At 73.0% G+C, this 20,280-nt stretch carries 16 protein-coding genes; 8 read left to right on the top strand and 8 right to left on the bottom strand.

The features are described 5' to 3' along the window. Positions 1-73: 73 nt before the first annotated feature. Positions 74-1,282 carry an ROK family protein gene (locus tag AC3E6M_RS16975; RefSeq protein ID WP_490530599.1) on the bottom strand — a complete coding sequence of 403 codons (1,209 nt, stop codon included), beginning with the start codon at positions 1,280-1,282 and terminating at the stop codon, positions 74-76. A 109-nt stretch (positions 1,283-1,391) separates the two neighbouring features. On the opposite strand from AC3E6M_RS16975, the gene AC3E6M_RS16970 reads away from it, so the two are divergent. The 4 genes from AC3E6M_RS16970 to AC3E6M_RS16955 are packed head-to-tail and all read left to right on the top strand — an operon-like array spanning position 1,392 to position 6,249. Continuing rightward, positions 1,392-2,714, top strand: coding sequence for an ABC transporter substrate-binding protein (locus AC3E6M_RS16970; RefSeq protein WP_394529916.1), 1,323 nt, complete (start codon positions 1,392-1,394; stop codon positions 2,712-2,714). After that, on the top strand, positions 2,711-3,625 hold the full coding sequence (locus AC3E6M_RS16965) for a carbohydrate ABC transporter permease (protein WP_138178076.1): 915 nt from the start codon (positions 2,711-2,713) through the stop codon (positions 3,623-3,625). Before AC3E6M_RS16970 ends, AC3E6M_RS16965 begins: the two co-directional genes overlap by 4 nt. Then, a complete protein-coding gene (locus AC3E6M_RS16960) occupies positions 3,622-4,539 on the top strand; it encodes a carbohydrate ABC transporter permease (protein WP_171024401.1) in 918 nt (305 codons plus the stop codon). The genes AC3E6M_RS16965 and AC3E6M_RS16960 overlap by 4 nt, the downstream gene beginning before the upstream one ends. A gap of 27 nt (positions 4,540-4,566) precedes the next feature. Further along, the gene (locus AC3E6M_RS16955; protein WP_490530598.1) at positions 4,567-6,249 is read left to right on the top strand and encodes a glycoside hydrolase family 13 protein; all 1,683 of its coding nucleotides are present in this window, start codon (positions 4,567-4,569) and stop codon (positions 6,247-6,249) included. A 67-nt stretch (positions 6,250-6,316) separates the two neighbouring features. On the opposite strand, the gene AC3E6M_RS16950 is transcribed toward AC3E6M_RS16955, so the two are convergent. The 4 genes from AC3E6M_RS16950 to AC3E6M_RS16935 are packed head-to-tail and all read right to left on the bottom strand — an operon-like array spanning position 6,317 to position 10,279. After that, on the bottom strand, positions 6,317-7,132 hold the full coding sequence (locus AC3E6M_RS16950) for a galactosyltransferase-related protein (protein WP_490530597.1): 816 nt from the start codon (positions 7,130-7,132) through the stop codon (positions 6,317-6,319). After that, a complete protein-coding gene (locus AC3E6M_RS16945; RefSeq protein WP_490530596.1) occupies positions 7,129-8,127 on the bottom strand; it encodes a glycosyltransferase in 999 nt (332 codons plus the stop codon). Before AC3E6M_RS16945 ends, AC3E6M_RS16950 begins: the two co-directional genes overlap by 4 nt. Continuing rightward, positions 8,124-9,260 carry a glycosyltransferase gene (locus tag AC3E6M_RS16940; RefSeq protein ID WP_138178036.1) on the bottom strand — a complete coding sequence of 379 codons (1,137 nt, stop codon included), beginning with the start codon at positions 9,258-9,260 and terminating at the stop codon, positions 8,124-8,126. The genes AC3E6M_RS16945 and AC3E6M_RS16940 overlap by 4 nt, the downstream gene beginning before the upstream one ends. Continuing rightward, positions 9,257-10,279, bottom strand: coding sequence for a glycosyltransferase (locus tag AC3E6M_RS16935; protein WP_490530595.1), 1,023 nt, complete (start codon positions 10,277-10,279; stop codon positions 9,257-9,259). Before AC3E6M_RS16935 ends, AC3E6M_RS16940 begins: the two co-directional genes overlap by 4 nt. A gap of 180 nt (positions 10,280-10,459) precedes the next feature. Between AC3E6M_RS16935 and AC3E6M_RS16930 the strand changes: the two genes are divergently transcribed. From AC3E6M_RS16930 to AC3E6M_RS16915, 4 genes are all read left to right on the top strand, one after another. Beyond that, positions 10,460-11,398 carry a WcbI family polysaccharide biosynthesis putative acetyltransferase gene (locus tag AC3E6M_RS16930; RefSeq protein ID WP_490530594.1) on the top strand — a complete coding sequence of 313 codons (939 nt, stop codon included), beginning with the start codon at positions 10,460-10,462 and terminating at the stop codon, positions 11,396-11,398. Beyond that, entirely contained in the window at positions 11,395-13,665 is a 2,271-nt protein-coding gene (locus AC3E6M_RS16925; protein ID WP_490530593.1) for a glycosyltransferase family 2 protein, read from the top strand. The genes AC3E6M_RS16930 and AC3E6M_RS16925 overlap by 4 nt, the downstream gene beginning before the upstream one ends. A gap of 85 nt (positions 13,666-13,750) precedes the next feature. Further along, complete coding sequence (locus AC3E6M_RS16920) at positions 13,751-14,773, top strand: class I mannose-6-phosphate isomerase (protein ID WP_490530592.1); 1,023 nt, start codon at positions 13,751-13,753, stop codon at positions 14,771-14,773. Positions 14,774-15,017: 244 nt separating this feature from the next. Then, positions 15,018-16,658 carry an ABC-F family ATP-binding cassette domain-containing protein gene (locus AC3E6M_RS16915; protein ID WP_490530591.1) on the top strand — a complete coding sequence of 547 codons (1,641 nt, stop codon included), beginning with the start codon at positions 15,018-15,020 and terminating at the stop codon, positions 16,656-16,658. 98 nt (positions 16,659-16,756) lie between these two features. Here AC3E6M_RS16915 and AC3E6M_RS16910 read toward each other — a convergent pair whose 3' ends face one another. The 3 genes from AC3E6M_RS16910 to AC3E6M_RS16900 form a co-directional block, all read right to left on the bottom strand. After that, positions 16,757-17,101 carry a LysR family transcriptional regulator gene (locus AC3E6M_RS16910; RefSeq protein WP_138178098.1) on the bottom strand — a complete coding sequence of 115 codons (345 nt, stop codon included), beginning with the start codon at positions 17,099-17,101 and terminating at the stop codon, positions 16,757-16,759. Between the two features lie 180 nt (positions 17,102-17,281). Then, the gene (locus tag AC3E6M_RS16905; protein WP_490530590.1) at positions 17,282-18,832 is read right to left on the bottom strand and encodes a GMC family oxidoreductase; all 1,551 of its coding nucleotides are present in this window, start codon (positions 18,830-18,832) and stop codon (positions 17,282-17,284) included. Next, positions 18,829-20,208, bottom strand: coding sequence for an alpha/beta hydrolase (locus tag AC3E6M_RS16900; RefSeq protein WP_490530589.1), 1,380 nt, complete (start codon positions 20,206-20,208; stop codon positions 18,829-18,831). Before AC3E6M_RS16900 ends, AC3E6M_RS16905 begins: the two co-directional genes overlap by 4 nt. Positions 20,209-20,280 lie beyond the last annotated feature (72 nt).

Below are 20,280 nucleotides of genomic sequence, written 5' to 3'. Positions count from 1 at the left end.
CCCACCGCGAGCCGCGCCGTACGCGTAGATGCGCGTGTGCGCCGGTCCCTGCAGCTGACGGAGGGGGGAGGGATCAGAGGGTGAAGGGGGGGAGGTCGAGCGCTCGGGTGCGGGCGGCGTCGATCGCCGCGGCGACCGCGCCGATCGAGACGATGTCGGCGCCCAACGGCGAGGCCACGATCTCGGGGGCGGGCAGGTCGAGCGCGTCCGGAAGCGTGTGGGCGGCCGCGTCGATGAGGGGTGCGGCCCCGGCCGCGAGGGCACCGGAGATGATCACGCGGCGTACGTCGAACATGCTGCCGAACATGCCGGCGACCACCGCGAGCGCGGCACCGACCTCGGCGGCCACGGCCAAGGCGCCCGGGTCGCCCGCCCGCGCCAGATCGAGGACGGTCTTGGCATCCAGGGTGTCGGGGTCGACGTCGGCCAGCGCGCTGCCCGCCGGCACCGTGCCTCCGGCGATCGCCGCCCGAGCGGCGTCGACGCAGCGAGGCGCGAGCCCGAGGGCGCTGCCCACCCCCTCGACGCGGTCGAACGCGACCGTCTCGCCCGCGCCGCCGTGGGCGCCGCGGAGCAGTCGCCCGTCGACCCACACGCCCGCGCCGAAGCGTTCGCCGGCCAGGAGCGCCACGAAGTCGTCGCAGTCGACGGCGGCCCCGTGCGTGCGCTCGGCGACCGCTGCGAGCGAGGCGTCGTTCTCGACGCGGACGACGGGGGCCCACGCGGCGAAGGTGTCGATGAAGCGCGGGTTCATGCGCTCCCAGAAGCCGTCGTGGTGGGCGGGGGAGCGGCCCTCGCGATCGACAGGGGCGGGGACGCCCACGCAGATCGCGACGAGGTCGGCGCGCGTCGCCCGGGCGCGCGTCAAGGTCGCTTCGACGACTTTCTCGGCGGCGCGGCGGCGACGTTCCGGCGAATCGCGTTCGGGATCGACCGCGAGGCGCGAGGTCGCGACCGCGCGTCCGCGGAGGTCGGCGACGGTCGCGGTGACGTGGCCGCGGCCCGCGTCGACCCCGACGACGAGACCGGCGTCGTCGCGCAGGGCGAAGCGTCGCGCGGGGCGACCCTTGGAGTACTCGCCGACGGCGCGGGCGTTCGGCATCTCGACGAGGAGCCCGCGTGCGACGAGCTCGTCGAGCACGTCGATCGTCGTCGAGCGGGTGAGGGTGACCGCCGACATGACGTCGCTGGCGGTGAACGCCTCGGCGTCCCAGGCGTAGGCGAGCACGGCGTCGAGGCTGTGGCGGCGGAGCGAGGGCACCGAGGGTGTGGCATCCGTCATCGGATCTTGACCCCCTTCGTGTCTCCTGCAATACTGCCCTCATCGAATTGATTTAGCGAGTAGATTTACTCCCTGATTCTAGGAAGTCGCAACGATGCGAGGAGGACACGTGCCAGCGAAGACGGCGACGGTGCGACGGTGGGTCGCGGCGGGGGCGGTGACGGCACTGGGAGCGGCGATGCTCGCGGGCTGCTCCGCCGACGGCCGCGAGACCATCCGCTTCACCTTCAGCAAACGTGAGGCGCTCGCGTTCATGAACCAGGTGGTGGCGGACTACAACGCGTCGCAGGACAAGGTGCGGGTCGAGATGGACGCCTCGGGCGTCGACGTCGTCTCGGCGAGCTTCGTCCGGGGCAATCCGCCCGACATCATGCTCGCGAACTACAACTACGAGGTCGCCCGGTTCGTGCAGCGCTGTGCGCTCACCGACCTGTCCGGCACCGCGGCGGCGGCCACGGTCCGCGAGGACCTGCAGCCGCTCATGGACCAGTACGGCGTCTGCGCCGGCCGCACGAGCGCGCTCCCCTACTCGGTGATGGCGTCGTCGGTCATCTACAACACCGAGATCTTCGATCAGCTAGGGCTCGGAGTCCCCACCACGTGGGACGAACTGGTCCAGACCGCTGACACCCTGCAGGCCAACGGCATCACCCCCTTCTACGGCACCTTCAAGGACGACTGGACCGTGGGGCAGGGCTGGTACGACTACTCGATCGGCGGATCGCTCGACGTGCTCGACTTCTTCGACGCCCTCGCGGCCGAGGGCGACCGGGTGGGAGCCGATTCCGCGGTGTCGTTCCAGAAGGACTTCGCCGGTGCCATGGGCCGCATGACCGAGCTCGCCACGACCTACACGAACCCGGATGCCGACAGCCGGGCCTATGGCGACGGGAACCTCGCGTTCGCCCAGGGCCAGGCGGCGATGTACCTGCAGGGGCCGTGGGCGCTCGGCGAGATCGCCAAGACCGCGCCCGACCTCGCGGTGGGGACGTTCCCTCTCCCGATGACCGACGACCCCGCCGACCTCGCCGTGCGGGTCAACATGGACCTCGCCGCGACCATCCCCGAGGGCTCACGCCATCAGGATGCCGCGCGCGACTTCCTCGAGTATCTCTACCAGCCGCAGATCATCGAGGCCTACAACGAGTCGCAGCTCGGGTTCGCGCCGACGAAGGACGCGCCCTCGCCGAGCGACCCGCGCGTCGCCGGGATGATCCCGTTCTACGACGCGGGCCGCATCTACCAGGGCGCATCGGTCCTCGTGCCGAAGACGATCCCGGTCTTCAACTACGCCCAGGCGATGATCCTCGGCGCCTCGCCCGAGAACACGCTGCGCACGATGGACCAGGACTGGGCTCGCCTGGCCTTCCGGCAGCCCGCCGCGTCGACCACCGACTCCGCCTCCGCCGCCGCCGAGGGAGGCCAGCGATGACCACCACCACGACGATCGTCACCGGAGGGAAGGCCGCCGCTCGCCGCAGCACCCGCCGCGTCGAGCCGATCTACTACGTCTTCCTGATTCCGACCCTCGTGCTGTTCACGCTGGCGATCACGGTGCCGGGCATCATCGGCATCTTCTTCAGCTTCACCGACTCCATCGGCATCGGGGAGTGGAACTTCGTCGGGCTGACGAACTACATCGCCCTCTTCAGTGACCCGGCCATCCTCCAGGCGTACCTGTTCACCTTCGGGTTCTCGGTCGCGACGGTCATCGTGGTCAACATCGCGGCGTTCCTGCTGGCGGTCGGTCTGACTTCGAAGATCCGCTTCACGAGGGCCCTCCGCACGGTCTTCGTCATCCCGATGGTGATCTCGGGCATCATCATCGCCTTCGTCTTCAACTTCCTCTTCAGCAACTCGCTGCCGCAGGCGGGAGCCGCCCTCGGCATCCCGTGGCTCGAATCGAGCCTGCTCGCCAACCCCGACTTGGCGTGGGTCGCGATCGTGATCGTCACCGCGTGGCAGGCGATCCCCGGGACGCTGCTGATCTACATCGCCGGTCTTCTCTCGGTACCGGGTGACGTCTACGAGGCCGCGGGCCTGGACGGTGCGGGCAAGGTCCAGCAACTGCTGCGCATCACGCTCCCGCTGGTCGCCGGGTACGTCGTCATCAACGTCATCCTCGGCTTCAAGGGGTTCCTCAACGCCTACGACATCATCGTCGGTCTCACCAATGGCGGTCCCGGCACCGCGACCCGCAGCGTCGCGATGTCGATCATCTTCGGCTTCAACGGCGGCGACTACGCCTATCAGATGGCCAACGCGGCCCTGTTCTTCCTCGTCGCCGTCGTCATCTCGCTGCTGCAGCTCTCGCTGACCCGGGGAAGGAACACCCTCTCATGACCGCTGTCAACCAGCCGGCGCTCGCCTTCGAGCAGGCCGACCTCGCCCTCCCCGATCAGCGCCGCACCGAACGGCGGCCGCGCCGCGTGGGGACGGAGCGGATCAACTGGTCGACCACGACGATCCTCATCCTCTGCTCCGTCACGGTGCTGCTGCCCCTGTACGTCACCGTCACGATGGCGCTGAAGAGCGGGGCGCAGGTCGTCGACGGCAACGCCTTCTCGGTCCCCGCGCCGATCAGCTTCGACGGGTTCGTGCAAGCGTGGACGCTGACGAAGTTCCCCGTCGGGCTCGCGATCTCGCTCCTGGTCACGGCCGGAACCGTAGTGGCGACCATCGTGCTCGCGGCCTTCGCCTCCTACGCGATCGCGCGCAACTGGGACCGCAAGCTCTTCCGATACTCGTTCTTCTACCTGCTCGCGGCGATGTTCATCCCGTTCCCCGTGGTGGCGTTGCCGCAGATCCAGCTCACCGGCCGGGTCGGGCTCGACAACCCGTTCGGCGTGATCATCCTCGCCACGATGTTCCAGCTGAGCTTCAGCGTGCTGCTGTTCACGGCATTCCTGCGCTCGATCCCGCTCGAACTCGAAGAGAGCGCGCGCATCGACGGCGCCACGACGTGGCAGACGTTCTGGCGGCTGATCTTCCCGCTGCTCGCGCCGATGAGCGCGACCGTCGGCATCTTCGCCTTCCTGTACGCGTGGAACGACTTCATGATGCCCTCGCTCATCATCAGCGATCCCGCGATGCAGACGCTGCCCGTGCGTCAGAACCTGTTCCAGACGCAGTTCAGCAACAACTACAACGTCGCCTTCGCGTCGTACCTCATGGCCATGGCTCCCGCGATCGTCGCCTACCTCTTCACCCAGCGATGGGTGATGGCCGGTGTCACGCAGGGCGCCGTCAAGGGCTGACCGACCCCTCCCCGAAAGGACCCTCCCGTGACCACCGCCGCACCCTCCGTGCACGCCCGCGCCCTCTCCGACGCTCCCGACTGGTGGCGCCAGGCCGTGGTGTACCAGGTGTATCCCCGCAGCTTCGCCGACAGCAACGCCGACGGCCTCGGCGACATCCCCGGCATCACCGCGCGCGTGCCGTACCTCGCCGAACTGGGGGTGGATGCCATCTGGCTGAGCCCCTTCTACCCCTCGGCGCTCGCCGACGGCGGGTACGACGTCGCCGACTACCGCGACGTCGACCCGCGCCTGGGGACCCTGGCCGACATGGACGAGCTCATCGCGCAGCTGCACGCCCATGGCATCCGGGTCGTCGTCGACATCGTGCCCAACCACACCTCGGACGACCACACGTGGTTCCAGGAGGCTCTCGCCGCCGGCCGCGGGTCGGCCGCGCGCGAGCGGTACATCTTCCGCGAGGGGACGGGCCCCGATGGGTCCGAGCCGCCGACGGACTGGCAGTCGGTGTTCGGCGGGTCCGCGTGGGAGCGCGTGGCGGACGGGCAGTGGTACTTCCACAACTTCGATGTGTCGCAGCCCGACCTGAACTGGGCGAACCCCGAGGTGCGGGCGGACTTCGTCCGCACCCTGCGGTTCTGGAGCGACCGCGGTGTCGACGGGTTCCGTATCGACGTCGCCCACATGCTCACCAAGGACCTCAGCGAGCCGCTGCCGTCGGCCGCCGAGCTCGCCGCGATGCCGCAGGACGGCACCCACCCCCTGCTCGACCGCGACGACGTGCACGAGGTCTACGCCGAGTGGCGCGCCGTGTTCAACGAGTACGACCCGCCCCGTACCGCCGTCGCCGAGGCGTGGGTGCACCCGTCGCGCGTGCCGCTGTACGCGAGCATCGAGAGCCTGGGGCAGTCGTTCAACTTCGACCTGCTCGAGGCCGACTTCGACGCGGGCCAGTTCCGCCGCATCGTCGCCGACAACCTCGCGCTCGCCGCCGAGTCGGGGTCGTCGACGACGTGGGTGCTGTCCAACCACGACGTCGTGCGCCACGCCACCCGCTACGGCCTGCCCGACGCCGAGCGGGCCGCGGACGGCCGCCCGACGCTCAAGCACGGCAACCGGTGGCTGCTCTCGGGCGGGGTCGAGCCGGCCCTCGACGCCGAGCGCGGCGTGCGCCGCGCCCGCGCCGCGGCGCTGTTCGTGTTGGGCCTTCCGGGGTCGGCGTACCTGTACCAGGGCGAGGAGCTGGGGCTGCACGAGGTCGCCGACATCCCCGACGCCCAGCGCCAGGACCCGACGTTCTTCCGCAGCCCCGGTGTCGACCAGGGGCGGGACGGATGCCGCGTGCCGCTGCCGTGGACGGCCGAGGGGCCGGCGTTCGGTTTCGGTGACGCGGGTGCGCACCTGCCGCAGCCGGAGTGGTTCGCCGCGTACGCCGTCGACCGCCAGGACGGCGACCCGGGCTCGACGCTGTCGCTCTACCGCCGCGCCCTCGACCTGCGGCACGAGCTGCAGACCGCCGAGGAGCTGGAGTGGCTCGACCTCGGCCGGGTTGACGTCGTGGCGTTCTCGCGGCCGAACGGCTGGACGGTCGTGACGAACTTCGGCACCGAGCCCGTGGAGCTCCCCGCGGCCGAGGTGCTGCTGTCGAGCGCGCCGGTCGAGTCGGGCACCCTGCCCGGCGAGGCAACGGCCTGGCTCCGGAGCGCCTAGCTATCTCTCGCGTGAGGGGTCAGAATGTGTCGCTTCGGGCGCTGCCGAAGCGACAATTCTTGACCCCTCACGCGCTGGGACGGCGCACCCACGTTGCGCCGCGGAGCTCGATCGCGCCGGCGGCGGCGAAGGCCTCGAGCCAGCCGCCCATGGGCCAGACGCCCCAGCGGCGGTGGAACGCGGCGCCGTTGCGGAGGATGTCGTCGAGGTGCTGCCATGGCGGTGAGGACACCGGATGCCACTGGTGGTAGGCATCCGCCCCGCCCGTCCACACCAGGGGGATGCCGGCGGCCCGCGCGGTCCAGGCGAGGTCGGTGTCTTCGGCTCCGTACCCCTCGTACGCGTCGTGGAATCCGCCGAGGCGCTCCCACGTCGCGGCGGTGACAGCGAAAGACAGCGACCAGAACAGGTCGTATTCGTCGGGAGTCGCCGCGCGGGTGGCCCCGGGCGGGAGGGCCGGGCGGGCCCGGTGCGGGCGCGTGACGAAGGGAAGGTCGGCGACCTCGGGGCGCTGCACGCTCGCGAGGTACGTCACCGGCCCGGCCAGCAGCGCGTCGGGGTGCGCGGTGGCGGCGTCGATGTACCGCGCGACGAGGTCGGCCCCCGGCAGGCAGTCCACGTCGAGGAAGACCAACAGCTCGGTGCCCGCGGCGATCGCGGCCGCGGCGGCGGTGTTGCGTCCCGCCCCCACCCGCAGCCCGTGCGGGCCGGGCGGTACGTGCCGCGTCTGCGTCCCGGCATCCGGGATGCCGGTGGGCGGCGCCGCGTCGAGCCACACCTCCACGCGCTCCACGTCGGGCGCCACCTCCGCCAGCACGGCGCGCTGACGCTCGAGGTGTTCGCGTCGGGCGTCCGAGGCGACGGTGAGGACAGCGATCCTCACGGCAGCATCGCCTCGACGGCTTCGGCCGCGCGTTCGGCGGCACCGGCCACCTGCCACCGCGACCAGTCCGGTTCGTCGCCCGCGGCCGCCTCGACGAGCGCCACGACACCGGCGGCATCGACGCCCTCGGGGGCGACGCGGGCGAGGTTCCACCGGTGCAGCGCGCACGCGGTGTGGCGCTGCTCGTCGAAGGGGCGGTCCTGGGCGACGACGACCGCGCGCGCCCCCGCTGCGGCGAGGTCGGCGACGCTGTTCTGCCCCGCGGCGCTGACCACGACGGTGTGCGAGGTCAGCAGCGGCCAGGGGTCGTCGACCCGCGAAGCGGCGTCGTGACCGATCGCGCGTGTGCGCCACCCCGCGGCGGCGAGCTGCTGCTCCGCCGCGCGGCGCACGTCGTCGTCGAGCGCACGACCGAGGAAGAGCACGGAACGCTCGGCGTCCGCGGCATCCGCGACCCGCCCGTCGTGTCGCGAGATTCCGCCGGTCCACACCACCCGGTCGGTCCGCGGCGAGAGGGCGCCGGCCGGAACGGCACCGTGCGCCCACGGGGCGAGGATGCGGTCCGCGAGGTCGTAGGCGAGGGAATGCGCCGGGTCGGTGCGCTCGCCGGGCTGCGTCACCGCGACCGTGCGCAGACCCAGGAGCCGCGTGAACGCCACCACTTCGGCGCTCACGTCGGTGACGAACACCCGCAGATCCTCGGCGTGCGCCGCGATGCGCGCGAGCCGGGCGCGATGCCCGGGATGGTCGTGCGGTGCCCAGTGCAGCGCGCCGCGCACGGTCGGGTCGGCGTCGCGGGGGTTGCACACGGTGCCGTCCGCGCGTTCGACGGTGTCGGCGTCGCCCGGCAGCACGATCCACTCGACACCGCCGTCCAGCCCGTCGGGCCGGGGGAGCGACGAGAACACCCGCACCCGCTCGCGCAGGTGCGGCTGCACGGCGCGGAACCGCGCGACGTGACCGTAGCCGTGGTGGTGCACGTACCAGCCGATCACCACGACACCGCCGGGACGGAGCGCGGGGCGACCTGCTGGGCGGTGTGGGTCAGCACGCGCTCGATCTCGCGGTAGCGGCGACTCAGCGCGTGCTCGCGCACCGCTGCGCGGCGCGTCCACACGCGGATCAGGGGTTCCCGCTCGCCCTGCCGGGCCAGGTCACGCGCAGCGTGCGCGAGGGCGGTGACATCGCCGGGCATGACTGCGGCCGTGCCGGGCATGCCGGCCAGCACCTCCGATACCCCGCCGATGTCGAAGGCGGCGACCGGCGTACCGGTGGCCAGGGCCTCGGCGATGACGAGTCCGAACGGTTCCTCCCACATCGGCGTCACGAGGGCGACCGCCGATTCGCCGACCAAGCGGCACAGGGCGTCCTGGTGCAGGGCCCCGACGTACCGCGCGTGCGGGCCCAACCGCGGGGCGACCTCTTGCTGGAAGTAGTCGACGTCGCCGATCCGCCCCGCCACGACGATCTCGGCACCCGCGGTCCGCGCCGCCTCGATCGCGAGGTGCGGTGCCTTCTCGGGGACGAGGCGTCCCGACCAGACCCATCGGCGTCCCCCGGGCCCGCGGACCCAGCGATCGGTGTCGACGCCGTTGGGGAAGACGAACGAATCCACGCCCTCCGCCGACCACGCGCGTGCGGTCGCCTGGCTCACCGCGACGAAACGGTGCGCGCTTCCGCGGGCGTAGGCGGCCGCTTCGAGCAGCGGTTCGAGCGGGGGCGTGTGCAGGGTCGTCACGACCGGGATGTCGGCATCCCGGCTCCACCGGATCGGGGCGGGATGCAGGCTGTGGTTGTCGATGACGTCGAAGCGGTGCCGCTCGGCACGCAGACGATCGAACGCGGCCTCGTGGGCGGCCTCCGTCGCCGCCGCGTACCCGGCCGGGTACTGGGTGTCCGAGGCGTCCTCGACCCGCGACCATTCGGGTGCGGGCAGGGCGAACTCCGGGGCGTCGCCGAGGAAGTCCGAGCCCTCCGCGGCGCACAGCGTGACCTCGTGCCCGCGGGCGCGCAGCCAGCTGACGCGGTCCCACACCGTCGCCTCCAGGCCGCCCGCGTGGGGTTGGCGCAGGGGATAGCGCGAGGGCGCCACCACGAGCACGCGCATCTGTCGCAGCCCCCGGATCACGCCGCGCTCTCCGTCCGCAACGACCGGCGGTACAGCGCGACGTGGGCCTGGCGCACCCGCTCGCGCTCCTCCCGACGCTCTGTCCGACGCCGGGCGACCTCGGCGGCGCGCGCCGCGGATCCCGGGACGGACCACGCCGGGGCCGTGGTATCCACGATCGCCCGCTCGAGCGACACCGGGTCGCCGAGACCGTACGTATGGAAGTCGCCGGGGTGCTGGGAGCCGACGTGGCCGACGCGGGTGCCGGCGACGGGGACGGCGAGGTCGTAGCAGAGCTCGGCCCACCCCGAGTGGGTGCCGTGCGTGTACGGCAGCAGGCACACGTCGAGGTCGGCGATCCAGGCGGCGAGGGCGTCGTCGTCGAGCCGCGCCGCCCGCTCGAGGCGCACGCCGTCCGCGGTGCGGGCGAGGGCGTCGATGGATGCGGCGGCGTCGGCGTCGCGCACGTTCTCGTTCATGCGCACCACGGCTTCGACAGCCGCTCCTTGCGCGCGGAGGTCGGCGACGGCGCGCACGAGGGTCGCCGTCGTCGCGACGCCGTCGATGTTGGGCCGGAGGTCGCGCAGGTGCACGCCGACGCGCGTCGCGGTCGAGGGGCGCCCGACGGGCAACGCGCCGTCCTCGACGAGAGTGGGGTGCGCGATGACGTCGCTCGCGCGTCCATAGTCGCGTTCCACCTCGGCCGCGGTCGAGGGAGTCAGGGTGATCAGCTCGTCCGCACCCGCGATGAGCACCGCGAGGGCCGCGCGATGCGCGTCCTGGGCGCTCAGCTGGGGGTTCTCGAGGTCGTGCACCGTGTAGACGAGCGGGAGCCCGAGGCGCTGCAGGGTGTCCACGGTCGCGGCGAGGTCGTCGGCGGAATACGACTCGCTGCCGAAGTGCAAGTGCACGAGGTCGATCTCGCCCGCGTGCGCCTCGAGCCAGGCCGGCAGCAGCACTTGCGGCGGCCACCACTGACCGGGGGCCGCACCGGGCACCGGGGGATCGGGGCGCAGGTCTACGGAGCGTTCGTCGGTCACGGCGCGCACGTACGGGTGGCTCGCGGGCACGGCGGCGACGCGGATACGGCGAGAGGGGACGGTGTTTATCGGGGGCCTCCTGGCGGGCGGGCGGTGGTGACGCGTATCGCATCGACACGGGCATCGCAAGGCAACCGGGCGGTTGGGGAGACGAGAGCACCGACGGCGTACCTTCACATCATGCGTGGCAGTGAGGACGGGTCGACAAGCCTTGCGGACGACGCCGCGGCGGTGATAGCGCGTCGACGGCACTACGCCGAGTTCTTCGGCGATGCCGTTCCGCCGTCCGGTTACGGCGTCGTCGTGGGCAACTGCCAGGCGGAGTCGATCCGGCTCGTCGTCTCGAGCGGCGACCACCCGGCCGTCCGAATCCCCGCCGTGCACGAGATGGATGCCGCCGACGCGGAGCGTCTGCACCGCTTGCTGGCCGGAGCGGCCTTTCTGGTCGTGCAGCCGATCCGGGACGACTATCGAGGGCTGCCCCTCGGCACCGCCCAGCTGCGGGAGGTCCTCCCCGACGGCGCGCGGACGGTCGTCGTGCCGTCGCTGCGCTACGGCGGTCTGCACCCCTTCCAAGCGGCGATCCGTGTTCCCGGCGTCGACGAGGATCCGCCCCTCGTCGCGTATCACGACGTCCGGCTGATCGCCGAGGCCGCGGGACTCCCCGTCGCGGCCGGCCTTCCCCCGGAGGTCGTGCGCGCCGTCGCCGCGGACTCCGTGTCCGAGCTGCGGCGCCGCGAGGGCCTCGGCGTCGATGTCGTGGCATCCGATCTCTACGCCCCGGTCGTCGCCGATCTGGCCCGCACGGTCAACCACCCGGGCAATGCCGTCTTCCTGCCGATGGGGGAGCGGATCGTGGCCGCGCTCGGTGCGCCGGGCACCGCGGTCGACCCGGGCCGTCCGATCCTCGCCGGCGTGCAGGCCCCGCTCGAACCGTGGGTCGTGGACGCGTGGGACCTGGATGCCGAGCCCCGACGCGACTGGATCGTCGGCGGTGACCGTCTCGAGGCCGAGGTCGTCGCCGAGGCGCATCGCGGGTGGTACGCCGCGCACCCCGGGTTCGTCGCGGCGGCGGTGGAGCGTCTCGCACCGCTCGTGCGGCGGTGGCGCGCCGCATGAGCGTGGTGCCTGTCCTGCTCACGCCCCCGGGCCCGCACGGTGTCGCCGCGTACGCCCGCGCGGTCGCGGCCGAGGTGCGTGCGCTGGACCCGTCGGCGCGGACGATCGTGCCCGACGCGCTGCCCGCGCTCACCGCCGGGACGCCGCTGCACGTCCACGTCACCGACAAGATGTGGGGCGCCTCGCCCGAGGAGGCGACCGAGCGGCTGACAGCCCTGGCCCGGCGGCATCCGCTCACGGTCACCTTGCACGACGTGCCGCAGGCCTCGGACGGGGAGCGCAACCGCCCGCGCCGCCGCGCGTTCTACGCCGCCGTCGCCCGGGCCGCGCACGCCGTCGCCGTGAACAGCGCCCACGAGCGAGCGCTGCTGGCCGAAGAGGACGTGTGGCACGGGCCGGTCGAGGTCGTGCCGCTCCCCGCGGAATCCCCCGCCGCGACCGACCGCCCCCGTCCCGACGGCGCCGTGGGGGTGCTCGGCTACTTCTACCCGGGCAAGGGCCACGACGAGGCGCTCGCCGCCACCGTGGCCGCGGGCGTCGGGCGCCTCACGGTGCTGGGGCGAGCGTCGGAGGGACACGCCGCCGACCTCGACGCGTTCGTGCGCCGCGCCGCCGACGTCGGGGTCGACGTCGAGGTCACCGGTTGGCTCGACGATGCCGAGATGGCAGAGCGCGCCCGCGCCGTCGCGGTGCCGGTGATCGCGCACCGGCACGTCTCGGCGTCGGGGTCGCTGACCTCGTGGATCGGCTGGGGCCGCCGGCCGCTGGCCGTGCGCAACCGCTACGTCGACGAGATGGACGCCCTGCGACCGGGAACCCTGCGCCCCGTCGAGCCCGACGAGCTCGCCGCCGCCGTGGGCGAATCCCTCGGGGATCCGGTTGCCACGTGGCACGGCATCCATCCCGTCCCCGTCGGCCCCGCCGACGTCGCCCGCGCGTACCTGGGCTGGTGGGCGGCGCTGCCCGCCCCCGACGCCCCGTGGGTCGTGGGCAACCGGTGGGACCTCGTCGCGGAACGGGAACCGGAGCCGCCGCGCGTGAGCGTCGTCGTCACGCACTACGACCAGCCCGAGGAGCTCGCCCGCACTCTCGCGGCGCTGCGCGCGCAGGACCACCCCGCCGATCGGCTCGAGATCGTGGTCGCCGACGACGGTTCGCCCGAGGCGCCGGTCGTCCCCGAGGGGGTGCGGCTCGTCCGCCAGGCCGACCGCGGTTTCCGCGCCGCCGCCGCGCGCAACCTCGGCGTCGCCGCGAGCACCGGCGACGTCCTGTGCTTCCTGGATGCCGACACGACCCCCGAACCGGGATACGTGCGGGCCCTCGCGCGCTTGCCGGCGCTGCTGCCCGAGGCCGTGACCGTGGGGCGGCGACGGCACGCCGACCTCGCCGGTCTCGGCCCGGAGGTGCCCGTCGCCGACGCGGGACCGCCGCGCGAGCTGCCCGAACCGGCGTGGCTGCGCGAGGAGTACGCGCGCACCGGCGACCTCTTGCGCGCCGACGACCGCTCGTACCGTTTCGTGATCGGGGCGGTCTCGGCGTGCTCCCGCCGCCTCTTCGACGAGGTCGGCGGCTTCGACGAGTCGTATACGGAGTACGGCGGCGAGGACTGGGAGTGGGTGCATCGGGCGTGGCAGGCCGGGGCCGTGCTCGCCCACGTTCCCGCGGCGGTGGCGTGGCACGACGGCCCCGACTGGTCGGGTCGCGACGTCGACCGGGTCCGCGAGGGCAACCGCCAGACGCTGCGTCTCTCGGTCGACATCCCCGTGGCGGGCTCGGCCGGGCGGGGGCTGCTCCCCGCCGCGCCCGATCTCGTCGTGCACCTCGCCGGGGAGCACCCCGAGGCGGCGATCTTCCTCACGGTCGACTCCGTGCTCGCGGCTTTCCCCCGTGCCGTCGTCGTGCTCGACGCCCCGCCGTCGACCCCCGCCCTCGCCGCCGATCCCCGCGTGCGCTCCGGCGCGATCCCCGACGCGCGCGTCGTGTGGCGCCTCGACCGTCCGGTGCTCGTGGAGGACGCCGCCGGGCTGAGCGAGCGCCTCGCCGCGCTCGGTCAGGGCGAGGAGGGCCGGCTCGACGTGCACGCCGCGGACGGCGCACGGATCGGTGCCGCGGTCGCGCGTCGCGCCCGTCGCCGCGCGGAGCGCTGGGGTGCCGCCGTCGGTTTCACGACCGGCGAGATCGTGGCATCCGGGGTCCACGTCCTCCGCGACGAGCCGCACCTGGAGTCCTGGGTGGGCGGCTGGGGCGGCGTCGACCGCTGGACATGAACGGTCATGGTGTAGATGTGGAAGCGGCCGGCATCGTCGCCGCGTCGCCCCACCCGATCGGAGCCCCCCGGTGAAGCCCGTCCTGTTGCCGCCCCGTCCCGTGCAGCACTTCTATCGCGGAGGCGACCGCATCGCCGCGCTCCGCGGAATCGAGCCCGAGACCGACCGCCAGCCCGAGGAGTGGCTCGCCTCGACCGTGTCGCGCTTCGGCTCGGACGACGTCGGTCTCGCCGTCACCGACGACGGGGCGTACCTCCGCGACCTCGTGGGCGCGGACCGCGCCGCGTGGGTGGGGGCGCGCGGGGGACGGGATGCCGCGGACCTCGGCATCCTGGTCAAACTCCTCGACGCGCGCCAGCGTCTCCCCGTGCACGTGCACCCTGACCGCGGCTTCGCCGCCAGCCACCTCGACTGCCCATACGGCAAGACCGAGGCCTGGTACGTGCTCGAGACCGAGGACGACTGCGCGGTGCACCTCGGGTGGAACCGGCCCGTCGACCGGGACGAGCTCGACCGCCGCCGCGAGGCGCAGGACGGCGAGTGGATGCTGGCCCACATGAACCGCGTCGTGGTGCGCCCGGGGATGGGAGTGCTCGTGCCCGCCGGCACCGTGCATGCGATCGACGGCGGGATCTTCCTGGCCGAGGTGCAGGAACCCACCGACTTCTCGATTCTGCTGGAGTGGTCGGTGACGACCTCGACCCGCGAGGAGTCGCACCTCGACCTGGGTTTCGACGCCGTCATGCCCGCGGTCTCCACGGACGCGCTGGATGCCGCCGCGCTCGACGCCCTGATCAGCACGGCGGGCACCGCGCCGGCGGAGGCGGGCTTCCGCTCGCTGCTGCCGTCCGCGGCTGACCCCTACTTCCGGTTGTTCGACGCCGCCGGAGAGACCGCCTCGCGCGAGGCGGGCTTCGCGGTCGTGCTCGTCTCCGACGGTGCCGGGGCGCTCGTGTCCGAGGCGGGGAGCGTCGACGTCGCGCGCGGTCAGGTGTACGCCGTGCCGCACGCCTTCGGCGCCTGGCGTCTCGCGGGGGCCGCCGAGGTACTCGTCGCCGCGCCCGGCGCCGGCTGGCCGATGACTCTGCGCGGCGGCGACGTGCGGTGACCGCGGCGTCGCGGCGCGCTCGACACGGTGCGGCGCGGCGCGGTGGTGGTGTGTGCGGGCGGCGGTGGGTGCGCGTCGCCGCCGGGTGCGGTGCGGCTGACCGCGGTGGGTGGCCGTCGCCCGCCGGGTGCGCTGGCGGAGTGCGGGGCCGCGGTGGGCGCGCGTCGTGCCCCGCATGCGGCCGCGGCGTGCGCGGGCGCCGCCGTCCGTCGTCCCCCGCAGCGCGCCCTGCGAGAATCGGGGGATGACCGCCACGCTCGTCGCCCAGGCCCTCACCGGAGGCTACGGACACCGCACCCTGTTCGAGGGCGTCGACCTCACCGTGGCGCCGGGCGACGTGATCGGCGTCGTGGGCGCCAACGGCGCCGGCAAGTCGACGCTGCTGCGGCTGCTCGCCGGCGTCGACGAACCGCTCGGCGGCTCGATCGCGCTGGCCCCGGCCGACGCCTTCGTCGGCTGGCTGCCGCAGGAGCACGAGCGCGTGCCCGGCGAGACCGTGGCGCAGTACCTTGCGCGGCGCACCGGCTGCGCCGAGGCGACGCGCGAGATGGATGCCACGGCCGCGGCCCTCGGCGACCCCGACGCCGTGGGGGCCGACGACGCGTACGCCACGGCCCTGGACCGCTGGCTCGCGAGTGGCGCGGCCGACCTCGACGAGCGGATGCCGGTGGTGCTCGCCGACCTCGGACTCGACGTCGGCCCCGACGCGCTCATGACCGGGCTCTCGGGCGGGCAGGCTGCGCGGGTGGGGCTCGCGGCGCTGCTGCTCTCGCGCTTCGACATCGCGCTGCTCGACGAACCGACCAACGACCTCGACCTCGACGGCCTCGAGCGATTGGAGTCGTTCGTGAAGGGTCTCCGCGGCGGGGTCGTGCTGGTCAGCCACGACCGCGAGTTCCTCGCCCGGTCGGTCACGCGCGTACTCGAACTGGACCTCGCCCAGAACTCGCATCGCGTGTTCGGCGGCGGCTACGACGCCTACCTTGAGGAGCGCGCGACCCTCCGGCGGCAGGCGCGCGAGAAGTACGAGGAGTTCGCCGACACCAAGGCCGACCTCGTCGCGCGCGCCCGCACGCAGCGCGAGTGGTCGAGCCAGGGCGTGCGCAACGCGATGAAGAAGTCGCCCGACAACGACAAGATCCGCCGCAAGGCCTCGATGGAGTCCAGCGAGAAGCAGGCCCAGAAGGTGCGGCAGATGGAGAGCCGCATCGCGCGGCTCGACGAGGTCGAGGAGCCCCGCAAGGAGTGGAAGCTCGAGTTCACGATCGGGGCAGCGCCGCGGTCGAGTTCCGTGGTCTCCACGCTTTCGGGTGCCGTGTTCCGGCAGGGGGCGTTCGCGCTCGGTCCCGTCTCGCTGCAGGTGAACGCGGGCGAGCGCATCGGCATCACCGGCCCCAACGGTGCCGGGAAGACGACGTTGCTGCGTGGCATCCTGGGCCGTCAGACCCCGGACGAAGGAACCGCGAGTCTCGGGTCGAGCGTTGCGATCGGCGAGATCGACCAGGCCCGCTCGCTGCTGGTGGGGGAGCGTCCGCTCGCCGAGACCTTCGAGGGACTCGTGCCCGAGATGACCGCGGCCGACGTGCGCACGCTGCTGGCGAAGTTCGGGCTCAAGGCCGACCACGTCACCCGCCCGGTCGACGGTCTTTCACCCGGCGAGCGCACGCGGGCGGGGCTGGCGCTCCTCCAGGCGCGCGGGGTGAACGTCCTGGTGCTCGACGAGCCGACGAACCACCTCGACCTGCCCGCGATCGAGCAGCTCGAGCAGGCGCGGGAGTGCTACACCGGCACGCTGCTGCTCGTCACGCACGACCGCCGCATGCTCGACGCCGTACAGACTGACCGCCACTGGCGAGTGGAGTCCGGCCGCGTGTCGGAGCGGTGACGCTCAGCCCCGCATCGATAAACGGCGTGTCGAGTGAGACACGGCGTCTCTGCGCGTGTCTCACTCGGGAGAGCGTTTATCGCGGGGGTTCGGGGGCGTCAGCGACCCTGGCGCTTCTTGTACGGCTTGGGCTGGCCCTTCACGATCGGGGCGCGGCCCGTGCCCTTGGAGGCCTTGGCCTTGCCGCCCCGCGCCTTCGGAGCAGCGACCGCCTGCGGGGGAGCGTCGGCGATCCGGGCGCGGGCCTCGTCGAGGAGCAGGACACCCGCGGGCGTGAGGTTCGTCGGCGGCGTGCGCGACACCAGCGGCTGCCCGACCTCCTCTTCGAGTTTGTCGATCGTGGTGTACAGCGACGCGAGGGGGATGCCGAGCCGCTCGGCCGCGCGCGGGAAGTGCTGCTCCTCGGCGAGGGCGGCGAACCGGACGAGGTGCGCAAGCTTCATGGCATCCATTCTCCCGTGCCGCGGCGGCGCCCACATCACGTGATGTGGACGAGGCCGCTCGACGTGGTGCGTCGCACGGTGCGTTTTCGCCCAGATCACGCGATGTGGACGAGGTCGCTCGATGTGGTGCGTCGCACGGTGCGTTCTCGCCCAGATCACGTGATCTGGTGCGCCCCCGCCCTAAGCAACGGATGCCAGGAAGCGGTCCGCCGTCCGCAGCGACAGGGCCATGATCGTCAGGGCGGGGTTCGCGGCCAGCGCCGAGGGGAAGACGCTGTTGTCGCAGATCCAGAGGTTCGGGATCTCATGCGAGCGGCCGTCGGCGTCGACCACGCCGTCGTCCGGGTCTGTCGACATGCGGCACGTGCCGATCGTGTGCGCGGTGCGAGCGAGGGTGATCGTGTCGCGCGCCCCCGCGGCCTCCATCACCCGCCGCAGGAACGCGGTGGCATGCCGGTCGAGAGCCTTCTCATTGGGTCCCGCTGTGAACGTCACCCGGGCGCGGGGGATGCCGAATTCGTCGGCCTCGTCCGAGAGTTCGAGGCGGTTTGCCTCCGACGGCAGGCAGTCGCCGTTGATGCCGATGCCCGCCATGTACTGCGCCTGATCGAGGCGTTGCATGAGCTCCGGCCCCCACAACCCGCCGCCGCGCGCGAGCGTCGTGGCGAAGGTGAGGGGCATCACCCCGAGGCTCTGCACGAGATAGCCTCCGGCGAAATCGGCGTCGGCGGGGCGCAGCATGTCCTCGGTGATGACCGACGAGGGGTAGCCGCGGTGCCCCCGCACGGGCTCGTCGAACCGGCCCCACACCTGCGTCGCACCGTGCGCGAGGAAGTTGCGGCCCACCTGACCGCTGCCGTTCGCGACGCCGGTGTGCAGCAGCAGCCGTGGCGTCTCGACGCCGCCTCCCGCGAGCACGAGCGCACGGCACCGCTGGCGCACGTCGACGCCGTCCTGCCGGTAGACGACTGCCGCGACGTGACCGCGCGCGTCGAGCTCGATCCCGTGGACCATCGCACCGGTGCGGATCTCGGCCCCGTCGGCTACCGCGGCCGGCAGGTAGGTGTTGGCGGTGGTGGCCTTGGCATCGGTTCGGCATCCCTGGTGGCAGGAACCGCAGTTGACGCACGTGCCGCGCTCGCCGTAGTGGTCCTGCACCCGGGCGCGGGTGAGCACGGCGGCGGGCGCGTCCGCCCAGCGGATGCCGAGCGCCTCGCACCCGCGTGCGACGAGGTTCGCGGGCGCGTTGCGGGCGGCGGGACCGTAGGCGTACGACCGGTCGGGGTCCCACGGGTAGGGCGTCTGCCCCGAGACGCCGATGTCGCCCTCGACGCGGGCGACGTACGACAGCAGCTCGTCGGGGTCGATCGGCCAGTCGCGGCCCTCGCCGGTCTCGGTGCGCAGCCGGAGGTCACGCGCGTCGGGACGCGGCGCGAACGCGCCCCAGTGCAGCGTGGAGCCGCCGACACCGCGACCGCTGTTGTTGGGGCCGAACGCTGTGGGATCGCCTCCGCCGCTGAGGCGGTCGGACATCCAGTTGATCTCCACCGCCTCGGTCTCGTCGGGGGTGAGGTCGTCGAGGTCGAAGTTCCGGCCCGCCTCCAGCGCCACGACCGACAGCCCACGCCGGGCGAACTCGGCCGTCAGCGGGGCGCCGCCCGCGCCCGTCCCGATCACGACGACGTCGACGATGTCGTCCGTGCCGTGCGTGCGCATCCCGTCGAGGTTCATGCGGCGTCTCCCGTCGCGGTCGTGCCGCCGACTCCGGCGGGCTCCCAGTCCTCGCGTCGCCCGAGATCGAGGTGCACATAGCCGCGGATCGGGTCCCGGCCGCCGGTGGCGAAGCCGTCGAAGCCGGTACGGGCCATGCTCGCCGGGTGCGAGAGCCACTGCCGCACGAGGTCGACGCGCGCGTCCTCCAGCCACGCCGTCAGGAGAGCGGCATCCAGGGGTCCGTCCGTGGACCCGGTGCCCTCGATCGCCGCACGCAGCACGGCCTCGCGCTCGACCGGGTCGGTCGGCCACCCCGGGGCGAGGGTGTCGAGCCCGCGGCGATACGCCTCGGCATCGGACGGGAGACCGTCGCGGCGCCATCCGTCGCCCTCGCCGCGAGCCAACTGCGCGTCGACGCGCGCGGCGAGGTCGATCGCGGGGCCGTCCTGGGGCACGACGAGATCGGCGATCTCGCGCAGCAGCGTGAGCTGCGCCATGTCGAGCACGCGCGGCGCGTAGCCGCGGTCGTCGGGCACCGCCCGGCGGTTCAGGATGCCGCGTACCCGCGCATCCACCCGGTCGCCGGCGATGAGCCGCACCCACTCCTCGGGCACCTCGGGTCCGGCGAGCACTTCGTCCGCGACGAACGCGGCGATGGCCGCAGCCGCCTCGGGCGCGCGCTCGAGCGGGATCAGGTGCCCGGTGTCGGCGAGGCTGTGGAACCGTGCCCGGGGCAGGACGTCGGAGAGCAGCCCCGGCTGCGCCGCGGCCCCGAGGTCGGCGTCGTCGGCGCCGGCGAGCACGAGGGCGGGGAGGTCGAGGCGGCCGACCTCGGCGCGCACGTCGACACGGCTCCCGGTCTCGAGCCATGCCCGCCACGCGTCGGGAGACGTTCGAGCGAGGTCGTCGACGGCGAGACGGTGGGCCTCGGCATCCAGCGACTTCGCGGTGTTCTGGTCGAGGAAGGTCTCGGCATCCGTCTTTGAGATCGGCCCGTCGGCCACCCACGACAGCATCCGGGCGCGCCGGTCCTCGTCCATCGGCTCGGGGCGCGGCGGCGAGGGCGCCATCAGCACCAGCCCGGCGAGCCCCGCAAGGGGCGCGTCTCCGCTCAGGACGCGGGAGGCCACGATCCCGGCGATCTTGCCGCCCATGCTGTGCCCGCCGAGCATCCACCGGCCGCGGGCCCGCTCGTGCAGGATGCCGATGACGTGTGCGACCGTCGCCTCGATCGAGGTGTCCGAGGCAGCGGTCTCCGAACCGAAGCCCGGCAGGTCGATGCCCTGTACGTCCACCCGTCCCGCGAGCGCGTCGCCGAGCCGTTGGAACGATCCGCCGCTCGCCCCCAGGGCGTGCAGCAGGTAGAGGGTCGGAACGTCGTTCGGGCTCGGCATGTCTTCACGCTTTCGCACGTCGGGGCCTGCGACGGGCCGCTTGCGCACCGAGCCTTTTTGCGCAAGCACGCG

The organism is Microbacterium sp. SCPM-O-B-15248 (M128) (genome assembly GCF_058214835.1).
The sequence above is the reverse complement of the archived record's forward strand: the minus strand, read 5'-3'. Positions and strand labels throughout refer to the sequence as shown.